Here is a 21,144-nt window from a genome sequence, read left to right on the forward strand (position 1 = left end):
TGTGAAGTGGTGGGGATAACGACGTTTCAGGCGTGCATTCTATCCTGCCCGGGCGGCGTTACGCGCTCGCATGTGTTCGAGGATGTGCCGGCCCGAGCCCTCGACATGGCGTGCAATGAGTTCGCCCGCCTCGTTGGCATTTCCCGCTTTGACATGCGCGATGAGCTCGCGATGCTCGCCAAGGATCGCGGCACGCCGGGCGAGCGTGAAGTTGAAACGCCGGCTCACGGCTCGAAGCACTTCGCGATGCTTCCACCAAAGTTCGGCGGCATGGCGGTTGTAGTGCCTTTGGTACATCACGGTGTGAAAGGCGGTGTCCAGCTCGCTGTGCCGGAACGTGTCGGCGAAGTCGTTCTCTTCAATCAAGCCTTGGATGCGTTCGAGTTCAGCAATGTCCTCGACAGTGGCCATGTTCACAAACCATCGCGTCAGTGCCGGCTCGATCAAAACTCCTATCTCGTAGATGTCCCGAACAAAATCCTGATCTATGGGCCGGACGCGCGCTCCGCGGTTGGCAACGAAAGTGACAAAGCCCTCCCCGCGCAACAGTTGCAGAGCCTCGCGCACGGGGTTGGTCGAGGTGCCGTGGCGCCGGGCGAGATCGGTGATCACAAGCCGTTCGTTGGCCGCGAGCCGCCCCTCGATGATGTCTTCCCTGATCAGCTGATAAAGCGAGGCACCCTCGCTGGAGGCCCCGATCGCGTCGATCCCTTCGGGTGGCTGTGCTTTAAAATCGCTTGTTTCGGTCAAAGCTGTCCCCAATCAATCCACATATCGCTCGAATATCACGCGAGGTTCCCGTAAACAATGTACGATTTCGCTAGTTGACACGCAATCTGTGATCTGAAAACGTATGATAAGCTCAAAGTGATACATTGGCTGAAAACATCCCGCGGCCAGCGAGCAAAGACCGCCCGCCTCGAGAAGCGCGGCATGGGAGAGAACCTGGAGGATACCTATGACGAGGATTTCACTCGGTGGTGCCGTCCTGCGCGGCACTGTCTCCACTGCTTTGATGGTATCGTTGATGTCCGCGTCTGCGCTGGGGGCGCCGGTCGACCTGAGCAAGTGGTCGCCGCAATATGTGCGCTCGATTGCCGGCACGCAGGATTTTGACACGGCGGCCGATTGCGGCAAGGTCACCCCACTCGACTATAAGGGGCGACTGACTTTCTGGTACCAGGGCGTGTTCGAGGGCGACCCCGACCTCCTGCGCCAGTATTATAAGGAGTTCTTCGAAACCTTCCGCAAAACCTATCCAAATATCCAGCTTGAGGAGCAGGCCCTCACCTATAACGACCTGCTGGACAAGTTCCGGACCGCGCTCCTCGGCAATGCAGCGCCGATGGCGGTCCGACTGCAGATCCTGGGCGGCACCGAGTTCGCCTCAAAGGGTTATCTGGAGCCGCTCAAGCCCGAAGATGTCGGGTATTCGACCGAGGATTTCTGGCCCGGCGCAATGAAGGCTGTAACCTGGGAGGGAGTGACCTACGGCATTCCAACCAACAACGAGACGATGGCTTTCATCTGGAACGCCGACATCTTCAAGCGGGCAGGCCTCGATCCGGACAAGGCCCCGGCAACCTGGGACGACGTCGTCAAATATTCCAAACAGATCCACGACAAGCTCGGCATTGCCGGTTACGGCCTCGTGGCTCGCAAGAATGCCGGCAATACGCCATATCGCTTCATGCCGCAGCTGTGGGCCTATGGCGGCGGGGTTTTCGACGAAGCGACCGCCAACCCGACCTACAAGCAGGTCGAGCTCAATAGCGCGCAGAGCAAGGCGGCATTGCAAGCCTCCTACGATATGTATGTTCGCGACAAGTCGGTTCCGGTTTCGGCGCTCACCAACCAGCAAGCCGACAACCAGCCCCTCTTCCTTGCGGGCCAGCTCGGCATGATGATCTCGCACCCGTCCGACTACAACGTCATGCTCGACTTGCAGAAAAAGGCGACGGATACCGACAAGGACAAGGCGCAGACCGTCATCGACAACATGCGCTACGGCCTGATTCCGACTGGCCCCGACGGCAAGCGTGCCGTCGTGTTCGGCGGCTCCAACATTCACATCCTGAAGCCCGAATATGTCGAGGGCGGCAAGGTAGACGAGCCGGCCGCAAAGGCGATCATCTGCATGTGGACGAGCCCCGAATGGTCGCTGAAGATGGCCTATGCCGGCTCGAACCCGGGAAACCTCAATGGCTTCAAGACCAAATGGATGAAGGAACGTCTTGATAGCATCAAGTTCCTCGATGTCACGACCTCGATGTTGCCATACGGCATTCCGTTCCCAGCGCTGCCACAGTCCCCCGAGATCATGAACATCATCGTCCCGGACATGCTGCAAAATGCCCTGACCGGAGCCATGAGCGTCGACCAGGCCGCGGACGACGCAGCCAAAAAGGTAAAAGACCTGATGGACGGCGGGCTCTAGTCCAGCCTGACGATTTGACCGGCTGCGCCTCGCGTGCAGCCGGTTTATTCCCAAGAATAAGGGCACGGGCACAGTGACGATATTGACTGGCAAGGCCGAGGCTCGTCGAAGACCGCAACCCGATAGGTCCGGGTTGCTGCGAAAGATTTGGGAGCATCGCGCTGACTACGCTTATGTGCTTCCGGCGATCGCCGTGATGCTCATCGTCATTGCCTACCCTATCTACTACACGATCGAGCTGTCGTTCTTCAATACGCCGCCCGGCCTGCAGCTCCGGGACAAGATTTTCATCGGTCTCAACAACTACACCTCCATCCTCACAAGTCCGGTATTCTGGAAGGTCACCTCGAACACTCTTATCTGGACGCTGGGATCCACGCTCATCTCATTTGTCCTGGGGTTTGCCTGCGCCCTGGCGCTCCATCGTGACTTTGTCGGCCGTGGGATTCTACGCGCCGTCCTGATCATTCCCTGGGTCATCAGCGCGGTTGCGGCATCCTATATCTGGAAGTGGATCTACCATTCGGACTTCGGGATCATTGGCGCGGTGCTGGTCGGCCTCGGATTGGCCGACCGGCCGCCGAATTTCATCGACAGCGTCAGCACCGTGCTGCCCTCGCTGATCGTCGTCAATATCTGGCGAGAGTTTCCGTTTGCCATGATCATGATGATGGCCGGCCTGCAGACGGTTCCCGACCAGTTGCTGCGCGCCGCAAAAGTCGATGGAGCCAATGCATGGCAGCGGTTCTGGCACGTCACCTTTCCGCACTTGAGAAACGTCTCGACGGTGACGATCCTTCTGCTGGCGGTGGCCAACTTCAATTCTTTCATCATCCCCTGGATCATGACCGGCGGCGGGCCGTCGAACGCATCGCATATCTGGATCACCCATATTTATGAACTCGCCTTCGGCCGCCAGCGCTGGGGTGTGGCATCGGCCTATTCGGTGCTGCTGTTCGTGATCCTGATGTCGCTCGGATACTTCTACGTCCGTGCGCTGAGCGGCAACGAGCAGAAGGACGGGAGCGCATGAGCACGATTGCCGAGATTGCCCATCGAGGCCAGGCGCACCGCCGTATGCGCATCGATGGATGGCGGTGGGGCGGACGCGTCTTCCTTGTGTTCATGCTGCTTTACACCGCATTGCCGATGATCTGGATGCTGATCACCTCGATCAAGTCCGGCTTCGCGGCCATGCAGTTCCCGCCGCAATGGTGGCCGGATCAACCCACCCTCGCCAGCTACCAGAAGCTGCTCGATCCGCAAAACAGCGTCGGCCAGGACTTCTTGCGCTTCTTCTGGAACAGCCTTTTCGTCTCCACCGCCACGACCATCCTTTCGGTGATCGTGGCGGTTCCTGCGGCCTACGCCTTTTCACGCTTCACCTTCCCGGGCCGGAACTTTCTGTTCTTCGCCGTCTTGCTCCGCAATATGTTCCCTGCGGTGATCTTCCTCGTGCCGCTCTTCATCCTGATGCGGGCAATCGGGCTGGTGAACACGCATGCGTCGCTCGTCCTGACCTACCTCACATTCGGCCTGCCGCTGGCAATTTGGCTCCTCAAGGGCTTCTACGACAACATCCCGGTGCAACTCGAGCAGGCGGCCCGCATCGACGGGGCAACGCGGTTCCAGGCCTTTATCCTGATCGTGATGCCGCTCTCGGCGCCAGGTATCATCGCCACGGCGATCTATTCCTTCATCGGCGCGTGGAACGAGTACATTTACGCCTACACCTTTCTCTCCAAGAACGAGCAGCTGACACTGCCAGTCGGCATCCAGCGCTTCTTCTCGGAAAATACAACGGACTTTCCGGGCCTTATGGCGGCCAGCTTCATGATGAGCGTGCCCGTCGTGGTCTTGTTCCTTGTCCTGCAGCGATACTTCGTACGCGCCCTCACGGAAGGTGCAGTCAAGCACTAGAACAGGATGATTTTAGGCCGGTCGGCCTAAAATCTGAATCCTGTTCTAAATTAAAGAGTTAGAGCATGATGTCTTCCGAAAACCGCTCACACTTTTCGGCATCATGCTCTAGGGGAGTTGCCGGTGGCCCACGTGGTCCTCAAAGATCTGGTCAAGACCTACGGCAGCTTCAAAGCTGTCAACAACGTTTCGCTGACGGTCAACGACGGCGAATTCGTTGCGCTCGTCGGCCCTTCCGGCTGCGGCAAGACAACCACGCTCAACCTTGTGGCGGGGCTCATCCCCATCACATCTGGCGACATCGTCATCGGCGACCGGGTGGTCAATGACCTCGACCCCAAGGACCGGGACATCGCAATGGTGTTCCAGAACTACGCGCTCTATCCGCAGAAATCGGTCTACAAAAATCTGGCGTTCCCGTTGCAGATGCGCAAACTGCCAAGAGACGAGATCGACAAGAAGGTCAAGGAAGCAGCGCGCGTGCTCGACATGACGCAGCTGCTTGAGCGCAAGCCGCGCGAACTTTCGGGCGGGCAACAGCAGCGCGTGGCGCTCGGCCGTGCCCTCGTTCGCGATCCGGCGGTATTTTTGATGGATGAACCACTCTCAAACCTCGACGCAAAGCTGCGCGTGCAGATGCGGTCGGAGATCAAGCGCTTTCACCAGGACCTCAGGGCGACGATCATCTACGTGACCCATGACCAGCTCGAAGCGGTCACCATGGCTGACCGGATGGCGGTGATGAACGGCGGCTACCTGCAGCAATACGATTCACCGGCGCAGGTCTTTGCCCATCCGGTGAACATGTTTGTCGCTAGCTTCGTCGGCAGCCCGGCGATGAGCCTTGTTCCGCTGGAGGCATCGACGGCAAGCGGCAACACTGTATTGACCGGCGCGGAGGGCTGGCGCCTCGAGCTCTCGCCCCAGAACGCACAGAAGGTCGCGAGGGCAACAACCAGAAAGGTCGTGCTCGGCGCGCGTCACTCAACGATCAAGCTGCACAAGAGCGCGATTCCTGGAAGCGTGCCGGCCAAGGCATACACGGTGGAGCCGACCGGAGACGTCACCTTCGTACAAGCGTTCCTGTCCGGCGCCATCGTCAATGTCAGCGTGCCGCCAACCATTGCCGTCGCGCCCGACGAACAGATTTGGCTCGAGTTCGATCAGGAGCGGATGCATCTGTTCGACGGCGAAACAGAAATGGCCCTCAGGGCCAACTGATGACCGCGTGGATGCGCGTGAAAACGAGGGCATGGATGACGACGAAGCTTAAAATCACGGCGATCAAGCCCTATCCAGTATGGGTAGGAACGCGCAATCAGATGCTGGTCAAGGTCGAGACCGACAACGGCATCTTCGGCTGGGGCGAGAGCGGCTTGAGCGGTCGCGAGAAGGCGGTGGCCGGCGCGATCGAGCACTATCGCGAATTTCTCATCGGCCGCGACGCGATGCAGATTGGTCGGATCTGGCAGGAAATCTATCGCAGCCAATACTTCGAAGGCGGGCGTGTCCTGCAGGCGGCGATTTCCGCCATCGATATTGCCCTTCACGACATCAAGGGCAAAGCGCTGGGGGTGCCGGCCTACGAGCTGCTGGGCGGCAAGCAGCGCGACCGCATTCCGACCTTCGCCTCGACCGGCGACGAGGCCGAGGGCGATGTTGCCATCGAACGAGCCCGGGAACTCCGCGCACAAGGATGGCAGGCGATCCGCTTCTTCCCCATCGGGCAAAACAACAAGGACATCTTTGAGCCGCGGGAGTCGATCGGCGCGACCGCAGCGATGCTAAACAAAGCGCGCGAGGCGCTGGGCGACGAGGTCGTCCTCGGCATCGACTATCATCATCGGCTGTCGGTGGCGGAAGCCGCGAGCTTCTGTAACAAGCTCGGTCGTGGCGTGCTTGATTTCCTCGAGGAGCCGATACGAGACGAGACACCCGAGGCCTATGAATCCCTGCGCACGATGACCGACATCCCGTTCGCCATCGGCGAGGAGTTTGCCAGCAAGTGGCAATTCCTGCCCTACATCGAACGTGGCATCCATCAGTTCAACCGGCTCGATGTGTGCAATGTGGGCGGGCTCACTGAAGCGATGAAGGTCGCTGGCTGGAGCGAAGCACATTATGTGGACCTGATGCCGCATAATCCCCTCGGCCCAGTCTGCACGGCCGCGACCATCCATCTCGCCGCCGCGGTACCGAATTTCGCTTGGCTTGAGACCAGGGCGCCCGAAGCAAAGCTCGGCTTCGATAATTCCGACTTCTTCCCCGTGCAACCCCGGCTCGACGGCCCCGACTATCCGGTCAGCGACCTGCCGGGGCTCGGCGTCGATGTCAACGAAGAGGTGGTCAAGGCAGAGAGCTTTCGTTTCTGGGAAGCGCCCCACCTGAAGCGCCGCGACGGTTCTGTCACAAACTGGTAGTTTCATCCACCGGAGCCTAAAATGACGCAGACGCCCGACATTACGCGACCGCCCAAAGAGCTGATCGACGCGCTGAAGGAAATTGGCGCCGCGACGGTTGCCGGCACGCTTGGCCACATGGGCTTTCGCAATCCGCACATGGTCGGTCCCGTGTCGCAGAACCGCGGGAGGTCGGTCGTCGGGCCGGCCCTGACGCTTCAATTCATGCCGCAGCGGCCGGACCTTTTCACCGAGGGAGAATATGCAGATCCGGAGACGCAGTTGCACCGCCACGTGCTTTACCACGTGCAGGAGGGCGATGTGGTCGTGGTTGACGCGCGCGGCGACATGAGCTCGGGCGTCTTCGGCGATATGATGTCGACGTATTTCAAGGGCAGAGGCGGCGCCGGCATCGTGATCGATGGATGCATGCGCGATCGGCCCAATGTCGAGAAGCTGAATATCCCTCTATGGCTGCGCGGCTGGACGCCCAACTATCATGTGCAGACTGGCATCTATCCCAACGCCGTCAACGTTCCGATTGCTTGCGGCGGAGTCACTGTCATCCCCGGGGACATCATCGTCGCCGACGACGACGGGGTGGTGATGCTTCCAGTCGCGATGGCCGCCAAGGTCATCGAAGAATCGCAGAAGCATCACGATTGGGAGGAGTTCTCGCGAGTGAAGCTGATGGGGGGCGGGTCGCTGCAGCGTTACTATCCGCTGCATGACGACGCCCGCGAAGAGTACGAAGAGTGGCGGAAAACAAACCACTCGGGAACAACTTAGCCATGGATTACCCTTAGTCTAATGTTTGTGAATCGCAGAGATAAACATTTGACCAAGGTCGAGAAAATGCAGCAGCCGTCCACCATGGCTTACAGTCTCAACCAACGCTTCCTGCATTGGGCGATCGCGCTTTTGATCTTCTTCAATCTGCTGTTTCCCGACGGCATGAATACCTGGCATCGGCTGATGCGCAGGGGCGAGGTGCCGACGCCCGAGCAGATTGCGTCGGCGAATATCCATGCCTATGTCGGCATCGCCATTCTGCTGCTCGCCGTCGTCAGGCTCGGACTGCGTTTTGCCAAGGGCGTGCCGGCCGAGGCGGCGGCGGAGCCGCCGATCTTCCGCCTCGCGGCGAAGCTTGCCCATGCCGGCCTCTACATCTTGATCTTCGCCATGCCGCTTTCGGGCATCGCCGCCTATTATTTCGGCATCAATCCCGCCGGGTCGTTCCACGCGGATATCCTGAAGATCATTCTCTGGGCGCTGATCGCGGCGCATGTCGCGGGCGCGCTCGTGCACCAGTTCTACTGGAAAACCAATGTGCTGCGCCGCATGACGCTCGGCTGACTCAATTCACCGCCGTCACCGTAAACCCCTGCTGGCGCAGCAGTTCGATGACGCCGGCCTTGCCGGGCAGGTGCAGGGCGCCGACCGCCATGAAGACGTTGCCGCCGTCGAGAATGGGGGCGGCGCGCTCGGCCATCACCTTGTTGCGGTCGAGGATGACGCGCTGTTCGAAGGCGGCGTAGTCGCTATCTTCGCCTTCCGTCTCCGGCGTTACGGTCTTCAGCATCGGCATGGTCATGCCGATATCGCCGGAGAGATAGAGGTCGGTCATCGTCTCGACGACGTCGCTCATCTTGTCGCCGAGTTCCAGCGTCTCGATCAGTGACTTCAGATGGAATTCGATCGGCAGGTCGGCCATGGCCTGGATCTGCTCGGCTAGTGTCTCCAGCCCCTTGACTTGTTTGCCCTGAGAAACGGCATCGGTCGCGATCTTCTGGTCGAGGAACTGCACGCCCTTGGCCTTGCGCGCGATTTCGCAGGCCGGCAGGGCGACGGCGCTCGAGATCATCCAGGGCCGCATGCGGGAGACCGCACTGAGCGGAATCCCCCGCGTCTTGAGGCCGGCTTCGAGGCGCTTGTAATCCTCGGGAGAGAGCAGCTTGTCGATCGTCGTGCCGTCGGTGAACATCGTCAGCTCCGGCTTTGCGAGCAGGGCCGCGGTCGCCTTGCGTTCATCGAGTATCTCATCGGATTCGATAAGGATCGTACTGGCCGCGTCGTGGGCTGCCTGGGCACGCGGCGGCAGGGCAAGTACGCGCGGATCGGTGACATGCATGCTGCCGAGCAGCCACGAAGGCTGAAGTCCTGCTTTCTCGATCTTCCAGAAGATGCCCTTGCCGTTTGGCGTAGCGTCGGCTTCCTTCAGCGCCTCGGCATAGCGGGCGGGATCGTTCTGCTGCAGCTCGACCATCAGGTTGCGACCGGTGCAGGCCGCGTCTTCGGCCGCCGCCGGCCTTGCAGTCAGGAAGGCCACAAACAGGGCGGCAAGAAGCAGGATATGAAAGGCCGCAATCAGCCAGAGCAGCAGATTGCCCGGTGCTGCGAGAAAAGTTCGGCGGCCGATTGATGTCGTCATGATGATGTTCCGGTCACATGCCTTATTGTTTCATGCTCTACGCCCGGCTTGCGCATAATCCTTTAAGAGAATGCGTTAACGAAAGCTTAGAGTCCTCTTGCTTCGGCAGAATGTTGCAATCTGACCAGAAAAGGCTCTACGCGCGTGGGTGAGCACGATCATACACCTCAAGCAGGCGCGATGCATCGACGCCGGTATAGACCTGTGTCGTCGAAAGGCTGGCATGGCCGAGCAGTTCCTGGATGGTGCGCAGGTCGCCGCCGCCGGCCAGCAGGTGGGTGGCAAAGGAGTGGCGAAGCGCATGCGGTGTTGCCGTCTCCGGCAGGCCGAAGGCGCTGCGCAGCTTCTGCATGGCGCGCTGGATGATCGCGGGCTGTAGCTTGCCGCCGCGGGCGCCGCGAAACAGCGGTTCGCCGGGCTCGAGATCATAGGGGCAGAGCGTGCGATATTTCTCGACCGCGTCGAACACCACCGACAGCAACGGCACCAGCCGCGTCTTGTTGCCCTTGCCGGTAATGCGCAGCGTTGTGGCGCCCTTCTTCAGCTCTGAGGGAATGAGATCCAGCGCTTCGGAGATGCGCAGGCCGCAACCGTAAAGCAGCGTCATGACAGCCGCATCGCGCGCGGCGATCCAGGGTTCGTCGTGGAGTTGGGCTTCGTTGCTTACGACGGTGATCGCCTGCGTGTCCGAGAGGGGTTTGGGCAGCGATTTCGGCTGTTTCGGCGAGCGGATCGCGCCGGCGCCGGCGGCATTGACCAAGCCCTTCTTTTCGAGGTGGCGCAGCAGTGAACGAAGGCCGGCGAGATTGCGGCCAAGCGAGCGGGCGCCGGAGCCCTGCTTGCGCCGGGCCGCCAGGAAGGCGCGGAAATCGGCGGGACGCAGCTCCCTGATATCCCCAAGCGTCGCCGGGCCGGCGAGATGGCCGGTCAGAAAGGTCAGGAACTGGCGGGTGTCGCGCTCATAGGCATCGAGTGTATGCTCGGAAAGACGGCGCTCGCGGGCGAGGTTTTCGAGCCATGCGGCCCGTTCCGCCATCAGGCTGGGATCGGCGATAACAAGCAGTTCGTTCACGTCGCGGGGCCTTGAATTTGCCTTCAAGTCCGCCAATTTGAAGCAGGAACGGTTATGGAATTGCTAATGCCGGCCAAGCCTTTGTCATCCTTAGATCATATTCCACTGCGATAGCTTATAGCCCATAGACAGGATCTTTCATGGCACGGCGCGACTCCATGACGGCTTTCGGACAGCTCGCGGAAGCGATCGCTCTCGTTTCACAGGGAAAGCCGGGTCATATCGTCGATACGCTGATTGCCGAACGTGGCCGGAGGATCGTCAAAAATCCGCTCTGGCCGGTCATGCGCCCGTTCCTCTACACGCTGCTGCGTTACAACAAGGCGATCGAATTTGCCAATGCGGTGGCCAAGATGCCGGGTTTCCAGTCGTTCGAATATTTGAGCGACGTGCTGAAACTCGATATCGGCATCACCAATGGTGAACGCATCCCCGATACCGGCGGCTTCATCCTGGTCAGCAATCACCCCACAGGCATTGCCGACGGTGTTGCCGTGTTCGATCTGTTGAAGACGCGCCGGCCGGATATGATGTTCTTTGCCAATCGCGATGCGATCCGCGTCAATCCACGGTTTGCCGAGATGATCATCCCCGTCGAATGGCGGGAGGAGCACAAGAGCAAGCTCAAGGCGCGCGAGACGCTGCAGTTGACCAACCATGCGGTCAGGGAAGGCAAGGCGACGGTGCTCTTCCCATCAGGCCGCATCGCCTACTGGGCGAACGGCCGGCTGAACGAGCGCCCGTGGAAGACCTCGGCGGTCGGGCTGGCGCGCAAATACAATCTGCCGATCCTTCCCGTCCATATGACGGCGCGCAATTCCGGCCTGTTCTATTGGCTGGCGAAATGGTCGACGGAGCTCCGCGACATGACGGTGTTCCACGAGCTCTTGAACAAACGCGGCGACCGCTTCGATTTCCTGATCGGCAATCTCATTCCGGCCGAACATCTGGACGGCGATCTCAATGAGGTGACCAAGGCGCTGGAGCAACATACGGTGCACGACATGGCTAGGGATGGCGACGCGACCTTCGTGCCGGTCAGCCTTCCGGCCGCTGCAACGCCGCGAGAGCTTGCCGTTCCTGCGGTCTAAACAGGTTTTGCCATGCTGGTCGACATCCGTATGATCCGCGATCGATTGCCGCGGGAGATCGGCGACCTCGACAGTGAGGCCCGGCAGGAAGGGTATCGCCATATCACCCGCCTTGTCGACGAATGGTCGGCAGGCGACGTCAGGTTCGAGCGTATCGTCGAAAGGCTCCTCGGCGCCTATGTCGGGGAGACGCTTGCCGGCGTCGGCGGCATGACCGTCGAGCCTGCCCTATCGGGGGCGTTGCGGATGCGGCGTTTCTACCTCAGTCCCGCGATGCGCGGGTGCGGCATCGGTCGGCTGCTGGCCCTGGCTCTGCTCGATCATGCGCGGGATTTCTGCCGTGTTGTCACCGTTCATCCGGGCAATCCCGGCGCAGCCAGGTTCTGGGAGGCTCTCGGTTTTCGGCCCTGTGCGCCGGACGGCGATACACTTTGTCTCGACATTGCCCCCATGCCCTCCGGTCGGGATGTTTCAGGCTCGTTCCACACGCTTTAAGCTTTAGGCCCCGATCTCTTTGAGACGAATGGCCTGGCGCGCCAGCAGCCGCTCGATATCGGCAATATCGAGCGCCGAAAGCTTGGCGCCCGGCTTGCGCAGAGTGGCGGATCTGATCACGCCGCGCTTGGCAAGAACGTATTTACGGCAGGCAAGCCCGATGCCCTGCTGTTGTTCGTAGCGGGCGAGCGGCAGATAGGCGTCGAAGATTTCGTGGGCGCGATCCGGATTTCCGGATGCATAGGCCGCGACGACGCCGACCATCATCTCGGGATAACAAAAACCGGTCATGGCGCCATCTGCACCGCGGCCCATCTCTTCGGGCAGAAAGAGCCCGCCATTGCCGCAGAGGATGGAGATGCGCCGCATGCTGCCCTTGTCGCTGGCGGTGCGGAGTGCGGTGATTTTTGACAACCCCGGCCAGTCCTCGTGCTTGAGCATGACGCAATTTTGCACCTCGTTGACGATGCGCTCGATAAGCTTGGGCGCGATCGTCACATTGGTGGTGAGCGGATAATCCTGCAGCACGAAGGGCGTATCGCCGAGCGTCTCGCCGACCGACTGGTAGAAGGCGAAAGACTGGTCGTCGGTCTTGACGGTCCAGGGCGGTGCGACCATGACGCCGGCGGCGCCTTCGCCCATGACGGCTTCGGCCAGTTCGTGCATCGGCGCAAGCCCCGGCGCCGACACGCCGACGACGACGGGAAGCCGCCCGTCGAGGCGCTTCAGCACACGCTCGACTGCGGTCCGCGATTCCGCGGCGGTCAGCTTCGGGGCCTCGCCGAGCTGGCCAAGCACCGTCAGGCCGCTGACGCCGGCGCCCTCGTAGAAATCGACCATGCGGTCGATGCTGCCGAGATCGAGCGCGCCGTCATCGGTGAACGGGGTCACGGCAATGACATAGACGCCCTTGGCATCTTCGGTCAGTCTGGCCATTCGTCTTCTCCGTTTCAGCGGCCGAAGAGCAACGCTTCGGCATTTCGAATAAGATCTTTCGGCAATCTATGCGGCCAACCGCTTGTCCAGCAACCTTTTCGTTCGGGTCCAGGAAATCGCCGTACAGCTTCGTCATCCACATTTACCGACGGAGGCGCCGCCTTGTCTTTACGGTTCCAATTCCGTCGATTTGCGGGCATGGTCTCGCGCGATGAGCATAGATTCGTCCGATCTCTTTGGCGCGCTTTTCGAGGCACCGCCCGCGAACCGAACGGTTCCCGTGCTGGTGCCGATGCCGGCGCCCAAACCCTATTCCTATTCGGTGCCGGATGGCATGGCGGTCGAGCCCGGCTCGGTCGTACAGGTGCCGCTCGGGCCGCGGCAGGTGATCGGCGTCGTCTGGGACGGCGGCGAGGATGGTGTCGATCCGAAGAAGCTTCGGCCGATCAGCCATGTCTTCGACTGCCCGCCGCTTTCCCGGGAGATGCGCGATTTCATCGATTGGGTTGCGGCCTATACGCTCTCGCCGCCCGGCCTCGTCGCCCGTATGGCGCTCAGGGCACCGAACGCCTTCGAACCGGAACCGATGGTCGAGGGGCTGAAATTTGTCGGCGGCGAACCGGAGCGGATGACGCCGGCGCGCGCCCGGGTACTTGAAACGGCCTCCGACGGCCTGTCCTGGACACGTAGCGGCCTGGCACATGCGGCGGGTGTTTCGACCAGCGTCGTCGACGGGCTGATCACGCTCGGCATCTTCGAAACCATATTTCTGCCGCCGCCGCCGGTCGTGGCATTGCCCGATCCGGAATTTGCCGCCGCCCGTCTCGAAGGGCCGCAAAAGGAGGCGGCGGCGGAGATCGTTTCCGACATCCGCAAGGGCGAATTTTCGGTGTCGCTGATCGACGGGGTGACCGGATCCGGCAAGACCGAAGTCTATTTCGAGGCGATCGCCGAGACGCTGAAACGCGGCAAGCAGGTGCTGATCCTGCTGCCGGAGATCGCGCTGACAGCAAGTTTCATGGAGCGCTTCCAGGATCGCTTCGGGGCAAAGCCGGCCGAATGGCATTCCGATCTGGCGCCGCGCATGCGTGAAAAGGTCTGGCGCCAGGCGGTGACCGGCGAGGTGCGCGTCGTGGCCGGCGCCCGCTCGGCGCTGTTCCTGCCTTTCGAGGATCTCGGCCTGATCATCGTCGACGAGGAGCATGATCCCGCCTACAAGCAGGAGGATCGCGTCTTCTACAATGCCCGCGACATGGCCGTGGTGCGCGGTCGCATCGGTGATTTTCCCGTCATTCTGGTGTCGGCGACCCCCTCGGTCGAAAGCCAGGTCAACGGTCAGAGCGGGCGCTACAGCACCGTCCATCTGCCGACGCGTTTCGGCGACGCGGCGCTGCCGGACCTGCATCTTGTCGACATGCGCCGGCACGCACCGGAGCGCGGCGGTTTCCTGTCGCCGGTGCTGATCCGGGCAATCGGCAAGACGGTGGAAAGGCGCGAACAGGCGCTGCTCTTTCTCAACCGGCGCGGTTATGCGCCGCTGACGCTCTGCCGGGTCTGCGGTCACCGGTTCCAATGCCCGCAATGTTCGAGCTGGCTGGTCGAGCACCGCTTCCGCAAACAGCTGCAATGCCATCAATGCGGCCATGCCGAGCGCACGCCGGAGGCATGCCCGGAATGCGGCACACTCGACCATCTCGTTGCCTGCGGACCAGGCGTCGAGCGCATCGCCGAGGAGGTGGAGCGGCATTTTCCGGAGGCGCGGACGATCGTTCTCTCCTCCGATATCATGGGCGGGGTGAAGCGGCTGCGGTTGGAGCTGGAGGCGATTGCCAAGGGTGAGGCCGATATCGTCATCGGCACGCAGCTCGTCGCTAAGGGACATAACTTTCCGCTGATGACGCTGGTCGGCATCGTCGATGCCGACCTCGGCCTGGCCAATGGCGATCCGCGCGCTGCCGAACGCACCTTCCAGCTTTTGTCGCAGGTGACGGGCCGCGCCGGGCGCACTGGTCTCAAAAGCCAGGGGCTGCTGCAGACCTACCAGCCCCAGCATCCCGTCATGCAAGCGATTGTGTCGGGCGATTCCGACGCCTTTTATGAGCGCGAGATTGGCGAACGCGAACGCGCCATATTGCCGCCCTTCGGCAGGCTCGCCTCGATCATCGTTTCGGCTGAAACCCGCCACGATGCCGAAAACCATGCGCGCGGCATGCGCAATGCGGCGCCGCAGATTTCCGGCATTTCGGTGCTCGGCCCGGCCGAAGCCCCGTTGGCGCTGGTGCGCGGCCGCCATCGCTTCCGCCTCCTGGTGCACGGTCGGCGCAACTCGGACATGCAGGGGTTCCTGCGGGCGATGCTGTCGCAATCGCCCAAGGAGCGCGGCTCGGTGCAGGTGCAGCTCGATATCGATCCGCAGAGTTTTCTCTAAAACAGTGCGCCGCCATTTCCTCCGTTTCCGGCGCATGCGATAAAACACCGAATCATCCGGGCGATTTGGGGCTGATGCATGGATTTTTATTTCCCGACCGAGCTTGGCGAGCAGCTTGCCTTTTGCTCCGCCGCTTTTACGGCGCTCGCCGGTTTCATCATGATGTTTGCGCCAGGTCAGACCTTCCGCCTTCTCGGCCTCCCGGCGCAGGAGGGGCGGCCGGAAGGTTTTGGCGAGGGCCGCTCGATGGGCGGTTTCTATCTCGGCTTCGGCCTGTCGGCGATCATGCTCGCCCAGGACTGGATTTACATGGCGCTCGGCGCCTCCTTTGCGATGGCGGCCTTTGCCCGCATCATATCGATCCTGTCCGATAAGGGGAGTAATATCGTCAACTATTTACTCCTGGTTGTGCAAATTGCCTTGGCTGCGCTGCCGCTGCTCTATGTTTTCGGCTTCATCCAAACGTGAATCTCGCAGTCCGCGGGCGGCTTCTTCGGCCTGCGTCCAGACCATCGCGCAATTTTGCGAACAGAAATTCATGTGAAAGGCGTATTCGGGCATTACGCGTGTTGCGAGTCCGAACATCCTATGTTAGACGGACCCCGAATTTCGGAAGAAGCAAGAGGCTTCTCTTGTGATTTCTGGGGGAAATCAAAACGAATTCAAGATCATAGGTTCGGCGCCCGCCGAGAGCCGGATTTTGGGTTGAAATCAGGGAAATTTGTGCCAGTGGCAGACACGTCCCAGCTTACATCTGGTGTTGCCGAGCGCTATGCCTCGTCGCTTTTCGATCTGGCGCTCGAGCAGGGCGCCGTCGACAGCGTAACCGCCGATCTTGACCGTTTCCAGGCCATGCTGGACGAGAGTGCCGATCTGAAGCGTTTCGTCGTAAGCCCGGTTTTCTCTGCCGAGGACCAGCTGAAGGCGATCGTCGCCATCAGCGAGAAGGCCGGAATCAGCGGCTTCTTCGCCAATTTCCTGAAGGTCGTGGCGCGCAACCGCCGCCTGTTTGCCCTGCCGGGCATGATCAAGGCCTTCCGCATCATCGCCGCGAACCATCGCGGTGAAATCTCCGCCGAGGTCACCTCGGCGCATGCGCTTTCGCAAGCGCAGGAAACCGAATTGAAGGTGGCACTCAAGAGCGTTACCGGCAAAGACGTGACGATTGCCGTCGCGGTTGATCCGTCAATTCTTGGTGGTCTGATCGTCAAGGTCGGGTCCCGCCAGATTGATACGTCTCTTCGTACCAAACTCTCCACTCTTAAGCTCGCATTGAAAGAGGTTGGCTGATGGATATCCGCGCCGCGGAAATTTCCGCAATTCTCAAAGACCAGATCAAAAATTTCGGCAAAGAGGCAGAAGTCTCGGAAGTCGGCCAGGTTCTCTCCGTCGGTGACGGTATCGCCCGCGTCTACGGTCTGGACAATGTCCAGGCCGGTGAAATGGTCGAGTTCCCGGGCGGCATCCGCGGCATGGCGCTGAACCTCGAATCCGACAATGTCGGCGTCGTTATCTTCGGCTCCGACCGTGACATCAAGGAAGGCGACACCGTCAAGCGGACCGGCGCCATCGTCGACGTTCCGGTTGGTCCGGAACTGCTCGGCCGCGTCGTCGACGCGCTCGGCAACCCGATCGACGGCAAGGGCCCGATCAACGCGACGCGCCGCTCGCGCGTCGACGTCAAGGCTCCCGGCATCATTCCGCGCAAGTCGGTTCATGAGCCGATGTCGACCGGCCTCAAGGCCATCGATGCGCTCATCCCGGTCGGCCGCGGCCAGCGCGAACTGGTCATCGGTGACCGCCAGACCGGCAAGACCGCTATTCTTCTCGACGCCTTCCTCAACCAGAAGGCCATTCACGACAACGGTCCGGAAGGCGAAAAGCTTTACTGCGTCTACGTCGCCATCGGCCAGAAGCGTTCGACCGTCGCCCAGTTCGTCAAGGTGCTCGAAGAGCGCGGTGCGCTGAAGTATTCGATCATCGTTGCCGCCACCGCTTCCGATCCGGCGCCGATGCAGTATCTGGCACCGTTTGCCGGCTGCGCCATGGGTGAATATTTCCGCGACAACGGCATGCATGCGCTGATCGGTTACGACGACCTGTCGAAGCAGGCCGTGTCCTACCGCCAGATGTCGCTGCTGCTGCGCCGCCCGCCGGGCCGCGAAGCCTATCCGGGCGACGTTTTCTACCTGCATTCGCGCCTGCTCGAGCGCGCTGCGAAGATGAATGACGATCAGGGCGCCGGTTCGCTGACCGCTCTGCCGGTCATCGAAACGCAGGGCAACGACGTGTCGGCCTTCATTCCGACCAACGTGATCTCGATCACCGACGGCCAGATCTTCCTCGAAACCGACCTTTTCTACCAGGGTATCCGCCCGGCCGTGAACGTCGGTCTCTCGGTTTCCCGCGTCGGCTCGTCGGCGCAGATCAAGGCGATGAAGCAGGTTGCCGGCTCGATCAAGGGCGAACTCGCCCAGTATCGCGAAATGGCCGCCTTCGCCCAGTTCGGTTCGGACCTTGACGCTGCGACGCAGCGCCTGCTGAACCGTGGCGCGCGCCTGACCGAACTCCTGAAGCAGCCGCAGTTCTCGCCGCTGAAGACGGAAGAGCAGGTCGCCGTGATCTTTGCCGGCGTCAACGGCTATCTCGACAAGCTGCCGGTTGCTTCGGTCGGCAAGTTCGAGCAGGGCTTCCTCTCGTATCTGCGTTCGGAAGGCTCCGCCATCCTCGACGCGATCCGCACGGAAAAGGCAATCAGCGACGATACCAGGGGCAAGCTCACCGCTGCTCTCGATAGCTTCGCAAAGTCTTTCTCGTAATCAGGCCCTAAGTTAGGACAGATCACGGATGCCTTCACTTAAGGATCTGAAAAACCGGATCGCCTCCGTCAAGGCGACGCAGAAGATCACCAAGGCGATGAAAATGGTCGCCGCGGCGAAGCTTCGGCGTGCGCAGGAGGCGGCCGAGGCCGCCCGGCCCTATTCGCAGCGCATGGGTGCGGTTCTGGCGAACATCGCCAAGGCAGTCACCGATGCAGATGGCGCGCCGACGCTGATGACCGGTACCGGTAAGGACCAGGTCCATCTGCTGGTGGTCTGCACCGCCGAACGCGGTCTTTGCGGTGGCTTCAATTCGCAGATTGCGCGGTTTGCCCGCGATCACGTCCGCAGGCTGATTGCCGAGGGCAAGACGGTGAAGATCTTCACCGTCGGCAAGAAGGGTTACGACATCCTTCGCCGCGAATATGCTTCGCTGATCGTCGAGCGCAAGGAACTGCGCGACGTCAAGCGCATCGGCTTCGAGAATGCCGACCAGATCGGCAAGCGTCTCATCGAGATGTACGAGGCCGGCGAGTTCGACGTCTGCACGCTGTTCTACTCCGAGTTCAAATCGGTCATCTCGCAGATTCCGACGGCGCAGCAGCTTATCCCTGCCCAAGCTCCTGACGTTGTTGCCGAGGATGAAGCGCATGCCGGCGCCGTCTACGAATACGAGCCGGATCCGGCGTCGATCCTCGACGATCTGATCCCGCGCAACATCTCTGTCCAGGTCTTCCGCGCGCTCTTAGAGAACGTCGCCGGCGAAATGGGCGCCAAGATGAGCGCGATGGACAATGCGACGCGTAATGCCGGTGAGATGATCAATAAGCTGACGCTGAGCTACAACCGCCAGCGTCAGGCGCAGATCACCAAGGAACTCATTGAAATCATTTCGGGCGCGGAAGCGCTCTGAAGCTAGGAAAAGAGGGTCAGAAAATGGCTGAGGCAGCTACCCCCAAGACCGGCTCTGTCGGCAGAGTCACCCAGGTTATCGGCGCCGTCGTCGACGTTGCTTTCGAAGGCGAACTGCCGAAGATCCTGAACGCGCTGGAAACCACCAACAACGGCAACCGTCTGGTTCTCGAAGTTGCGCAGCACCTTGGCGAAAACGAAGTCCGCACCATCGCGATGGACTCGAGCGAAGGTCTCGTTCGCGGCCAGCAAGTCACAGACACCGGCGAACCGATCCTGGTCCCGGTCGGCAACGAGACGCTCGGCCGCATCATGAACGTCATCGGTGAGCCGGTCGACGAAGCCGGTCCGCTGGTCACCGCCCACAAGCGCGCCATCCACCAGGACGCACCTTCCTACGTCGAACAGTCGACGGAAGCGCAGATCCTGGTCACCGGCATCAAGGTCGTCGACCTTCTGGCACCCTATGCACGCGGCGGCAAGATCGGCCTGTTCGGCGGCGCCGGCGTCGGCAAGACCGTTCTGATCATGGAACTGATCAACAACGTCGCCAAGGCGCATGGTGGTTATTCGGTTTTCGCAGGCGTCGGTGAACGCACCCGCGAAGGCAACGATCTTTACCATGAAATGATCGAATCGAACGTCAACAAGCTTGGCGGCGGCGAAGGCTCGAAGGCAGCACTTGTTTACGGCCAGATGAACGAACCGCCGGGCGCCCGCGCCCGCGTCGCTCTGACCGGTCTGACGGTCGCCGAACATTTCCGCGATCAGGGCCAGGACGTTCTGTTCTTCGTCGACAACATCTTCCGCTTCACCCAGGCAGGTTCCGAAGTATCGGCTCTGCTCGGCCGCATCCCGTCGGCCGTCGGTTATCAGCCGACGCTCGCAACCGACATGGGCCAGATGCAGGAGCGCATCACCACGACGACAACAGGTTCGATCACCTCGGTCCAGGCCATTTACGTCCCGGCCGACGACTTGACCGACCCGGCGCCGGCAACCTCGTTCGCGCACCTTGACGCGACGACGGTTCTGTCGCGCTCGATCGCTGAAAAGGGCATCTACCCGGCCGTCGATCCGCTCGACTCGACCTCGCGCATGCTCGACCCGATGGTCGTCGGCGAAGAGCATTACGAAGTCGCTCGTAAGGTTCAGTCGACGCTGCAGCGCTACAAGGCTCTGCAGGACATCATCGCCATCCTGGGCATGGACGAACTGTCCGAAGAGGACAAGATTGCCGTCGCCCGCGCCCGCAAGATCGAGCGTTTCCTGTCGCAGCCGTTCTTCGTCGCCGAAGTCTTCACCGGCTCGCCGGGCAAGCTGGTTGCTCTCGAAGACACGATTAAGGGCTTCAAGGGCCTCGTCAATGGCGAATACGATCACCTGCCGGAGGCTGCCTTCTACATGGTCGGCTCGATGGAAGAAGCGATCGAAAAGGCCAAGAAGCTCGCAGCTGCTTGATGAGCGACGCGCTAGACGAGATATTCTGCTGCGATTCTCTGAAAGGGGTCGTGGCGGATCTCCCGGAACCAGCCGCACCGACCATCTATCGCGCAGATAACGGCGTGCTGATGATGGTGGTCGGTCTGGTCCAGAGCGAGGAAGGCCTCGGTTATCTCGACCAAGCGATAATGCACTGCCCGTTCTGCGGGACCCAATTGCAAGATGCGAAAGCCATAGCCGAGAAGGTAAGTCACTGATGGCTGACAATTTCAACTTTGAGCTCGTTTCGCCGGAGCGTCTGCTGCTGTCGGAGATGGTGACCGAGGTCGTCATTCCCGCGACTGAAGGCGAAATGACCGTCATGGCGCACCATGCGCCGACGATGACGACGGTCAAGCCCGGTGTCGTGAGCGTGCGTTCGGCCTCCGGCAAGAAGCAGGACTACGTCGTGTTCGGCGGCTTTGCCGATATTCTGCCGACCGGCTGCACATTGCTTGCCGAATCCGCCGTTCCGGTCGAGGAACTCCACAAGGACGAGTTGACCCGTCGGATTGAAGCTGCCCGCCTGGAGCTCGAACATGCCGAGCTGCACGAACACAAGTCGAAGCTCGAGCACTTCATCATGGAACTGACGCATCTGAGCGGCATCGTTCAACAGGACTGATCGCAATCGACTGCGATGATCAAAGGCGGCTGCAACAGCCGCCTTTTTTGCGTCCGTTGACCTGTCGGCAGGCGGACGGCAGCGCCATCGGGCTGCC

21 protein-coding genes are annotated in these 21,144 nt (G+C 61.0%); 17 read left to right on the forward strand and 4 right to left on the reverse strand.

The features are described 5' to 3' along the window. Window positions 1–39: 39 nt before the first annotated feature. Window positions 40–750 carry a GntR family transcriptional regulator gene (locus tag FFM81_RS01360; RefSeq protein ID WP_003567234.1) on the reverse strand — a complete coding sequence of 237 codons (711 nt, stop codon included), beginning with the start codon at window positions 748–750 and terminating at the stop codon, window positions 40–42. 208 nt (window positions 751–958) lie between these two features. Here FFM81_RS01360 and FFM81_RS01365 point away from each other — a divergent pair, with 208 nt between their 5' ends. The 7 genes from FFM81_RS01365 to FFM81_RS01395 all read left to right on the forward strand — a co-directional run bounded on the left by FFM81_RS01365 (window position 959) and on the right by FFM81_RS01395 (window position 8,112). Beyond that, window positions 959–2,437 carry an ABC transporter substrate-binding protein gene (locus FFM81_RS01365; RefSeq protein ID WP_025417238.1) on the forward strand — a complete coding sequence of 493 codons (1,479 nt, stop codon included), beginning with the start codon at window positions 959–961 and terminating at the stop codon, window positions 2,435–2,437. A gap of 73 nt (window positions 2,438–2,510) precedes the next feature. Continuing rightward, entirely contained in the window at window positions 2,511–3,470 is a 960-nt protein-coding gene (locus tag FFM81_RS01370; RefSeq protein WP_138385230.1) for a carbohydrate ABC transporter permease, read from the forward strand. Continuing rightward, on the forward strand, window positions 3,467–4,357 hold the full coding sequence (locus FFM81_RS01375; protein ID WP_003567228.1) for a carbohydrate ABC transporter permease: 891 nt from the start codon (window positions 3,467–3,469) through the stop codon (window positions 4,355–4,357). Before FFM81_RS01370 ends, FFM81_RS01375 begins: the two co-directional genes overlap by 4 nt. A gap of 123 nt (window positions 4,358–4,480) precedes the next feature. Next, window positions 4,481–5,578 carry an ABC transporter ATP-binding protein gene (locus FFM81_RS01380; RefSeq protein ID WP_003567226.1) on the forward strand — a complete coding sequence of 366 codons (1,098 nt, stop codon included), beginning with the start codon at window positions 4,481–4,483 and terminating at the stop codon, window positions 5,576–5,578. A gap of 35 nt (window positions 5,579–5,613) precedes the next feature. Then, window positions 5,614–6,777, forward strand: coding sequence for a mandelate racemase/muconate lactonizing enzyme family protein (locus FFM81_RS01385; RefSeq protein WP_003567224.1), 1,164 nt, complete (start codon window positions 5,614–5,616; stop codon window positions 6,775–6,777). A gap of 21 nt (window positions 6,778–6,798) precedes the next feature. Then, entirely contained in the window at window positions 6,799–7,545 is a 747-nt protein-coding gene (locus tag FFM81_RS01390) for a ribonuclease activity regulator RraA (protein ID WP_003567222.1), read from the forward strand. A 66-nt stretch (window positions 7,546–7,611) separates the two neighbouring features. Beyond that, window positions 7,612–8,112, forward strand: coding sequence for a cytochrome b (locus FFM81_RS01395; RefSeq protein WP_003567220.1), 501 nt, complete (start codon window positions 7,612–7,614; stop codon window positions 8,110–8,112). A 1-nt stretch (window position 8,113) separates the two neighbouring features. On the opposite strand, the gene FFM81_RS01400 is transcribed toward FFM81_RS01395, so the two are convergent. Together FFM81_RS01400 and FFM81_RS01405 are read right to left on the reverse strand one after the other, a co-directional pair. Next, a complete protein-coding gene (locus FFM81_RS01400) occupies window positions 8,114–9,187 on the reverse strand; it encodes a TraB/GumN family protein (RefSeq protein ID WP_025417233.1) in 1,074 nt (357 codons plus the stop codon). Window positions 9,188–9,323: 136 nt separating this feature from the next. Next, window positions 9,324–10,259 carry a tyrosine recombinase XerC gene (locus FFM81_RS01405; RefSeq protein ID WP_003567216.1) on the reverse strand — a complete coding sequence of 312 codons (936 nt, stop codon included), beginning with the start codon at window positions 10,257–10,259 and terminating at the stop codon, window positions 9,324–9,326. 140 nt (window positions 10,260–10,399) lie between these two features. Between FFM81_RS01405 and FFM81_RS01410 the strand changes: the two genes are divergently transcribed. Both FFM81_RS01410 and FFM81_RS01415 read left to right on the forward strand, forming a co-directional pair. Beyond that, complete coding sequence (locus tag FFM81_RS01410; RefSeq protein WP_025417232.1) at window positions 10,400–11,350, forward strand: GNAT family N-acetyltransferase; 951 nt, start codon at window positions 10,400–10,402, stop codon at window positions 11,348–11,350. Window positions 11,351–11,362: 12 nt separating this feature from the next. Then, window positions 11,363–11,845: a GNAT family N-acetyltransferase gene (locus tag FFM81_RS01415; protein ID WP_138385229.1), complete on the forward strand. Its 483-nt coding sequence runs from the start codon at window positions 11,363–11,365 to the stop codon at window positions 11,843–11,845. Window positions 11,846–11,848: 3 nt separating this feature from the next. On the opposite strand, the gene FFM81_RS01420 is transcribed toward FFM81_RS01415, so the two are convergent. Further along, on the reverse strand, window positions 11,849–12,781 hold the full coding sequence (locus FFM81_RS01420) for a dihydrodipicolinate synthase family protein (protein ID WP_138385228.1): 933 nt from the start codon (window positions 12,779–12,781) through the stop codon (window positions 11,849–11,851). Window positions 12,782–12,992: 211 nt separating this feature from the next. Here FFM81_RS01420 and FFM81_RS01425 point away from each other — a divergent pair, with 211 nt between their 5' ends. From FFM81_RS01425 to FFM81_RS01460, 8 genes are all read left to right on the forward strand, one after another. Further along, the gene (locus FFM81_RS01425) at window positions 12,993–15,209 is read left to right on the forward strand and encodes a primosomal protein N' (RefSeq protein WP_138385227.1); all 2,217 of its coding nucleotides are present in this window, start codon (window positions 12,993–12,995) and stop codon (window positions 15,207–15,209) included. A 78-nt stretch (window positions 15,210–15,287) separates the two neighbouring features. Continuing rightward, window positions 15,288–15,677 carry an AGROH133_08824 family phage infection protein gene (locus tag FFM81_RS01430; protein WP_138385226.1) on the forward strand — a complete coding sequence of 130 codons (390 nt, stop codon included), beginning with the start codon at window positions 15,288–15,290 and terminating at the stop codon, window positions 15,675–15,677. 255 nt (window positions 15,678–15,932) lie between these two features. Continuing rightward, window positions 15,933–16,499, forward strand: coding sequence for a F0F1 ATP synthase subunit delta (locus FFM81_RS01435; protein WP_173883809.1), 567 nt, complete (start codon window positions 15,933–15,935; stop codon window positions 16,497–16,499). Then, window positions 16,499–18,028, forward strand: coding sequence for a F0F1 ATP synthase subunit alpha (atpA, locus tag FFM81_RS01440; protein WP_003567202.1), 1,530 nt, complete (start codon window positions 16,499–16,501; stop codon window positions 18,026–18,028). Before FFM81_RS01435 ends, atpA begins: the two co-directional genes overlap by 1 nt. Before the next feature lie 28 nt (window positions 18,029–18,056). Then, entirely contained in the window at window positions 18,057–18,941 is an 885-nt protein-coding gene (locus tag FFM81_RS01445; RefSeq protein WP_003567200.1) for a F0F1 ATP synthase subunit gamma, read from the forward strand. Between the two features lie 23 nt (window positions 18,942–18,964). Further along, a complete protein-coding gene (atpD, locus tag FFM81_RS01450; RefSeq protein WP_003567198.1) occupies window positions 18,965–20,401 on the forward strand; it encodes a F0F1 ATP synthase subunit beta in 1,437 nt (478 codons plus the stop codon). Continuing rightward, on the forward strand, window positions 20,401–20,640 hold the full coding sequence (locus FFM81_RS01455; RefSeq protein WP_003567196.1) for a hypothetical protein: 240 nt from the start codon (window positions 20,401–20,403) through the stop codon (window positions 20,638–20,640). Before atpD ends, FFM81_RS01455 begins: the two co-directional genes overlap by 1 nt. Continuing rightward, the gene (locus FFM81_RS01460; RefSeq protein WP_003567194.1) at window positions 20,640–21,047 is read left to right on the forward strand and encodes a F0F1 ATP synthase subunit epsilon; all 408 of its coding nucleotides are present in this window, start codon (window positions 20,640–20,642) and stop codon (window positions 21,045–21,047) included. The genes FFM81_RS01455 and FFM81_RS01460 overlap by 1 nt, the downstream gene beginning before the upstream one ends. The last annotated feature ends 97 nt before the right edge of the window (window positions 21,048–21,144 follow it).

Origin of the sequence: Rhizobium hidalgonense, assembly GCF_005862185.2 — a bacterium.
GTDB classification, from domain to species: domain Bacteria; phylum Pseudomonadota; class Alphaproteobacteria; order Rhizobiales; family Rhizobiaceae; genus Rhizobium; species Rhizobium hidalgonense.

Excerpts from the sequence above, each read along its gene's own strand:
- FFM81_RS01390 (WP_003567222.1), top strand. The coding sequence starts at position 6,799 with ATGACGCAGACGCCCGACATTACGCGACCGCCCAAAGAGCTGATCGAC.
- atpD (WP_003567198.1), top strand. The coding sequence starts at position 18,965 with ATGGCTGAGGCAGCTACCCCCAAGACCGGCTCTGTCGGCAGAGTCACC.
- FFM81_RS01410 (WP_025417232.1), top strand. The coding sequence starts at position 10,400 with ATGGCACGGCGCGACTCCATGACGGCTTTCGGACAGCTCGCGGAAGCG.
- FFM81_RS01420 (WP_138385228.1), bottom strand. The coding sequence starts at position 12,781 with ATGGCCAGACTGACCGAAGATGCCAAGGGCGTCTATGTCATTGCCGTG.
- FFM81_RS01385 (WP_003567224.1), top strand. The coding sequence starts at position 5,614 with ATGACGACGAAGCTTAAAATCACGGCGATCAAGCCCTATCCAGTATGG.
- atpA (WP_003567202.1), top strand. The coding sequence starts at position 16,499 with ATGGATATCCGCGCCGCGGAAATTTCCGCAATTCTCAAAGACCAGATC.
- FFM81_RS01375 (WP_003567228.1), top strand. The coding sequence starts at position 3,467 with ATGAGCACGATTGCCGAGATTGCCCATCGAGGCCAGGCGCACCGCCGT.
- FFM81_RS01460 (WP_003567194.1), top strand. The coding sequence starts at position 20,640 with ATGGCTGACAATTTCAACTTTGAGCTCGTTTCGCCGGAGCGTCTGCTG.
- FFM81_RS01430 (WP_138385226.1), top strand. The coding sequence starts at position 15,288 with ATGGATTTTTATTTCCCGACCGAGCTTGGCGAGCAGCTTGCCTTTTGC.
- FFM81_RS01415 (WP_138385229.1), top strand. The coding sequence starts at position 11,363 with ATGCTGGTCGACATCCGTATGATCCGCGATCGATTGCCGCGGGAGATC.
- FFM81_RS01400 (WP_025417233.1), bottom strand. The coding sequence starts at position 9,187 with ATGACGACATCAATCGGCCGCCGAACTTTTCTCGCAGCACCGGGCAAT.
- FFM81_RS01365 (WP_025417238.1), top strand. The coding sequence starts at position 959 with ATGACGAGGATTTCACTCGGTGGTGCCGTCCTGCGCGGCACTGTCTCC.
- FFM81_RS01445 (WP_003567200.1), top strand. The coding sequence starts at position 18,057 with ATGCCTTCACTTAAGGATCTGAAAAACCGGATCGCCTCCGTCAAGGCG.
- FFM81_RS01395 (WP_003567220.1), top strand. The coding sequence starts at position 7,612 with ATGCAGCAGCCGTCCACCATGGCTTACAGTCTCAACCAACGCTTCCTG.
- FFM81_RS01425 (WP_138385227.1), top strand. The coding sequence starts at position 12,993 with ATGAGCATAGATTCGTCCGATCTCTTTGGCGCGCTTTTCGAGGCACCG.
- FFM81_RS01455 (WP_003567196.1), top strand. The coding sequence starts at position 20,401 with ATGAGCGACGCGCTAGACGAGATATTCTGCTGCGATTCTCTGAAAGGG.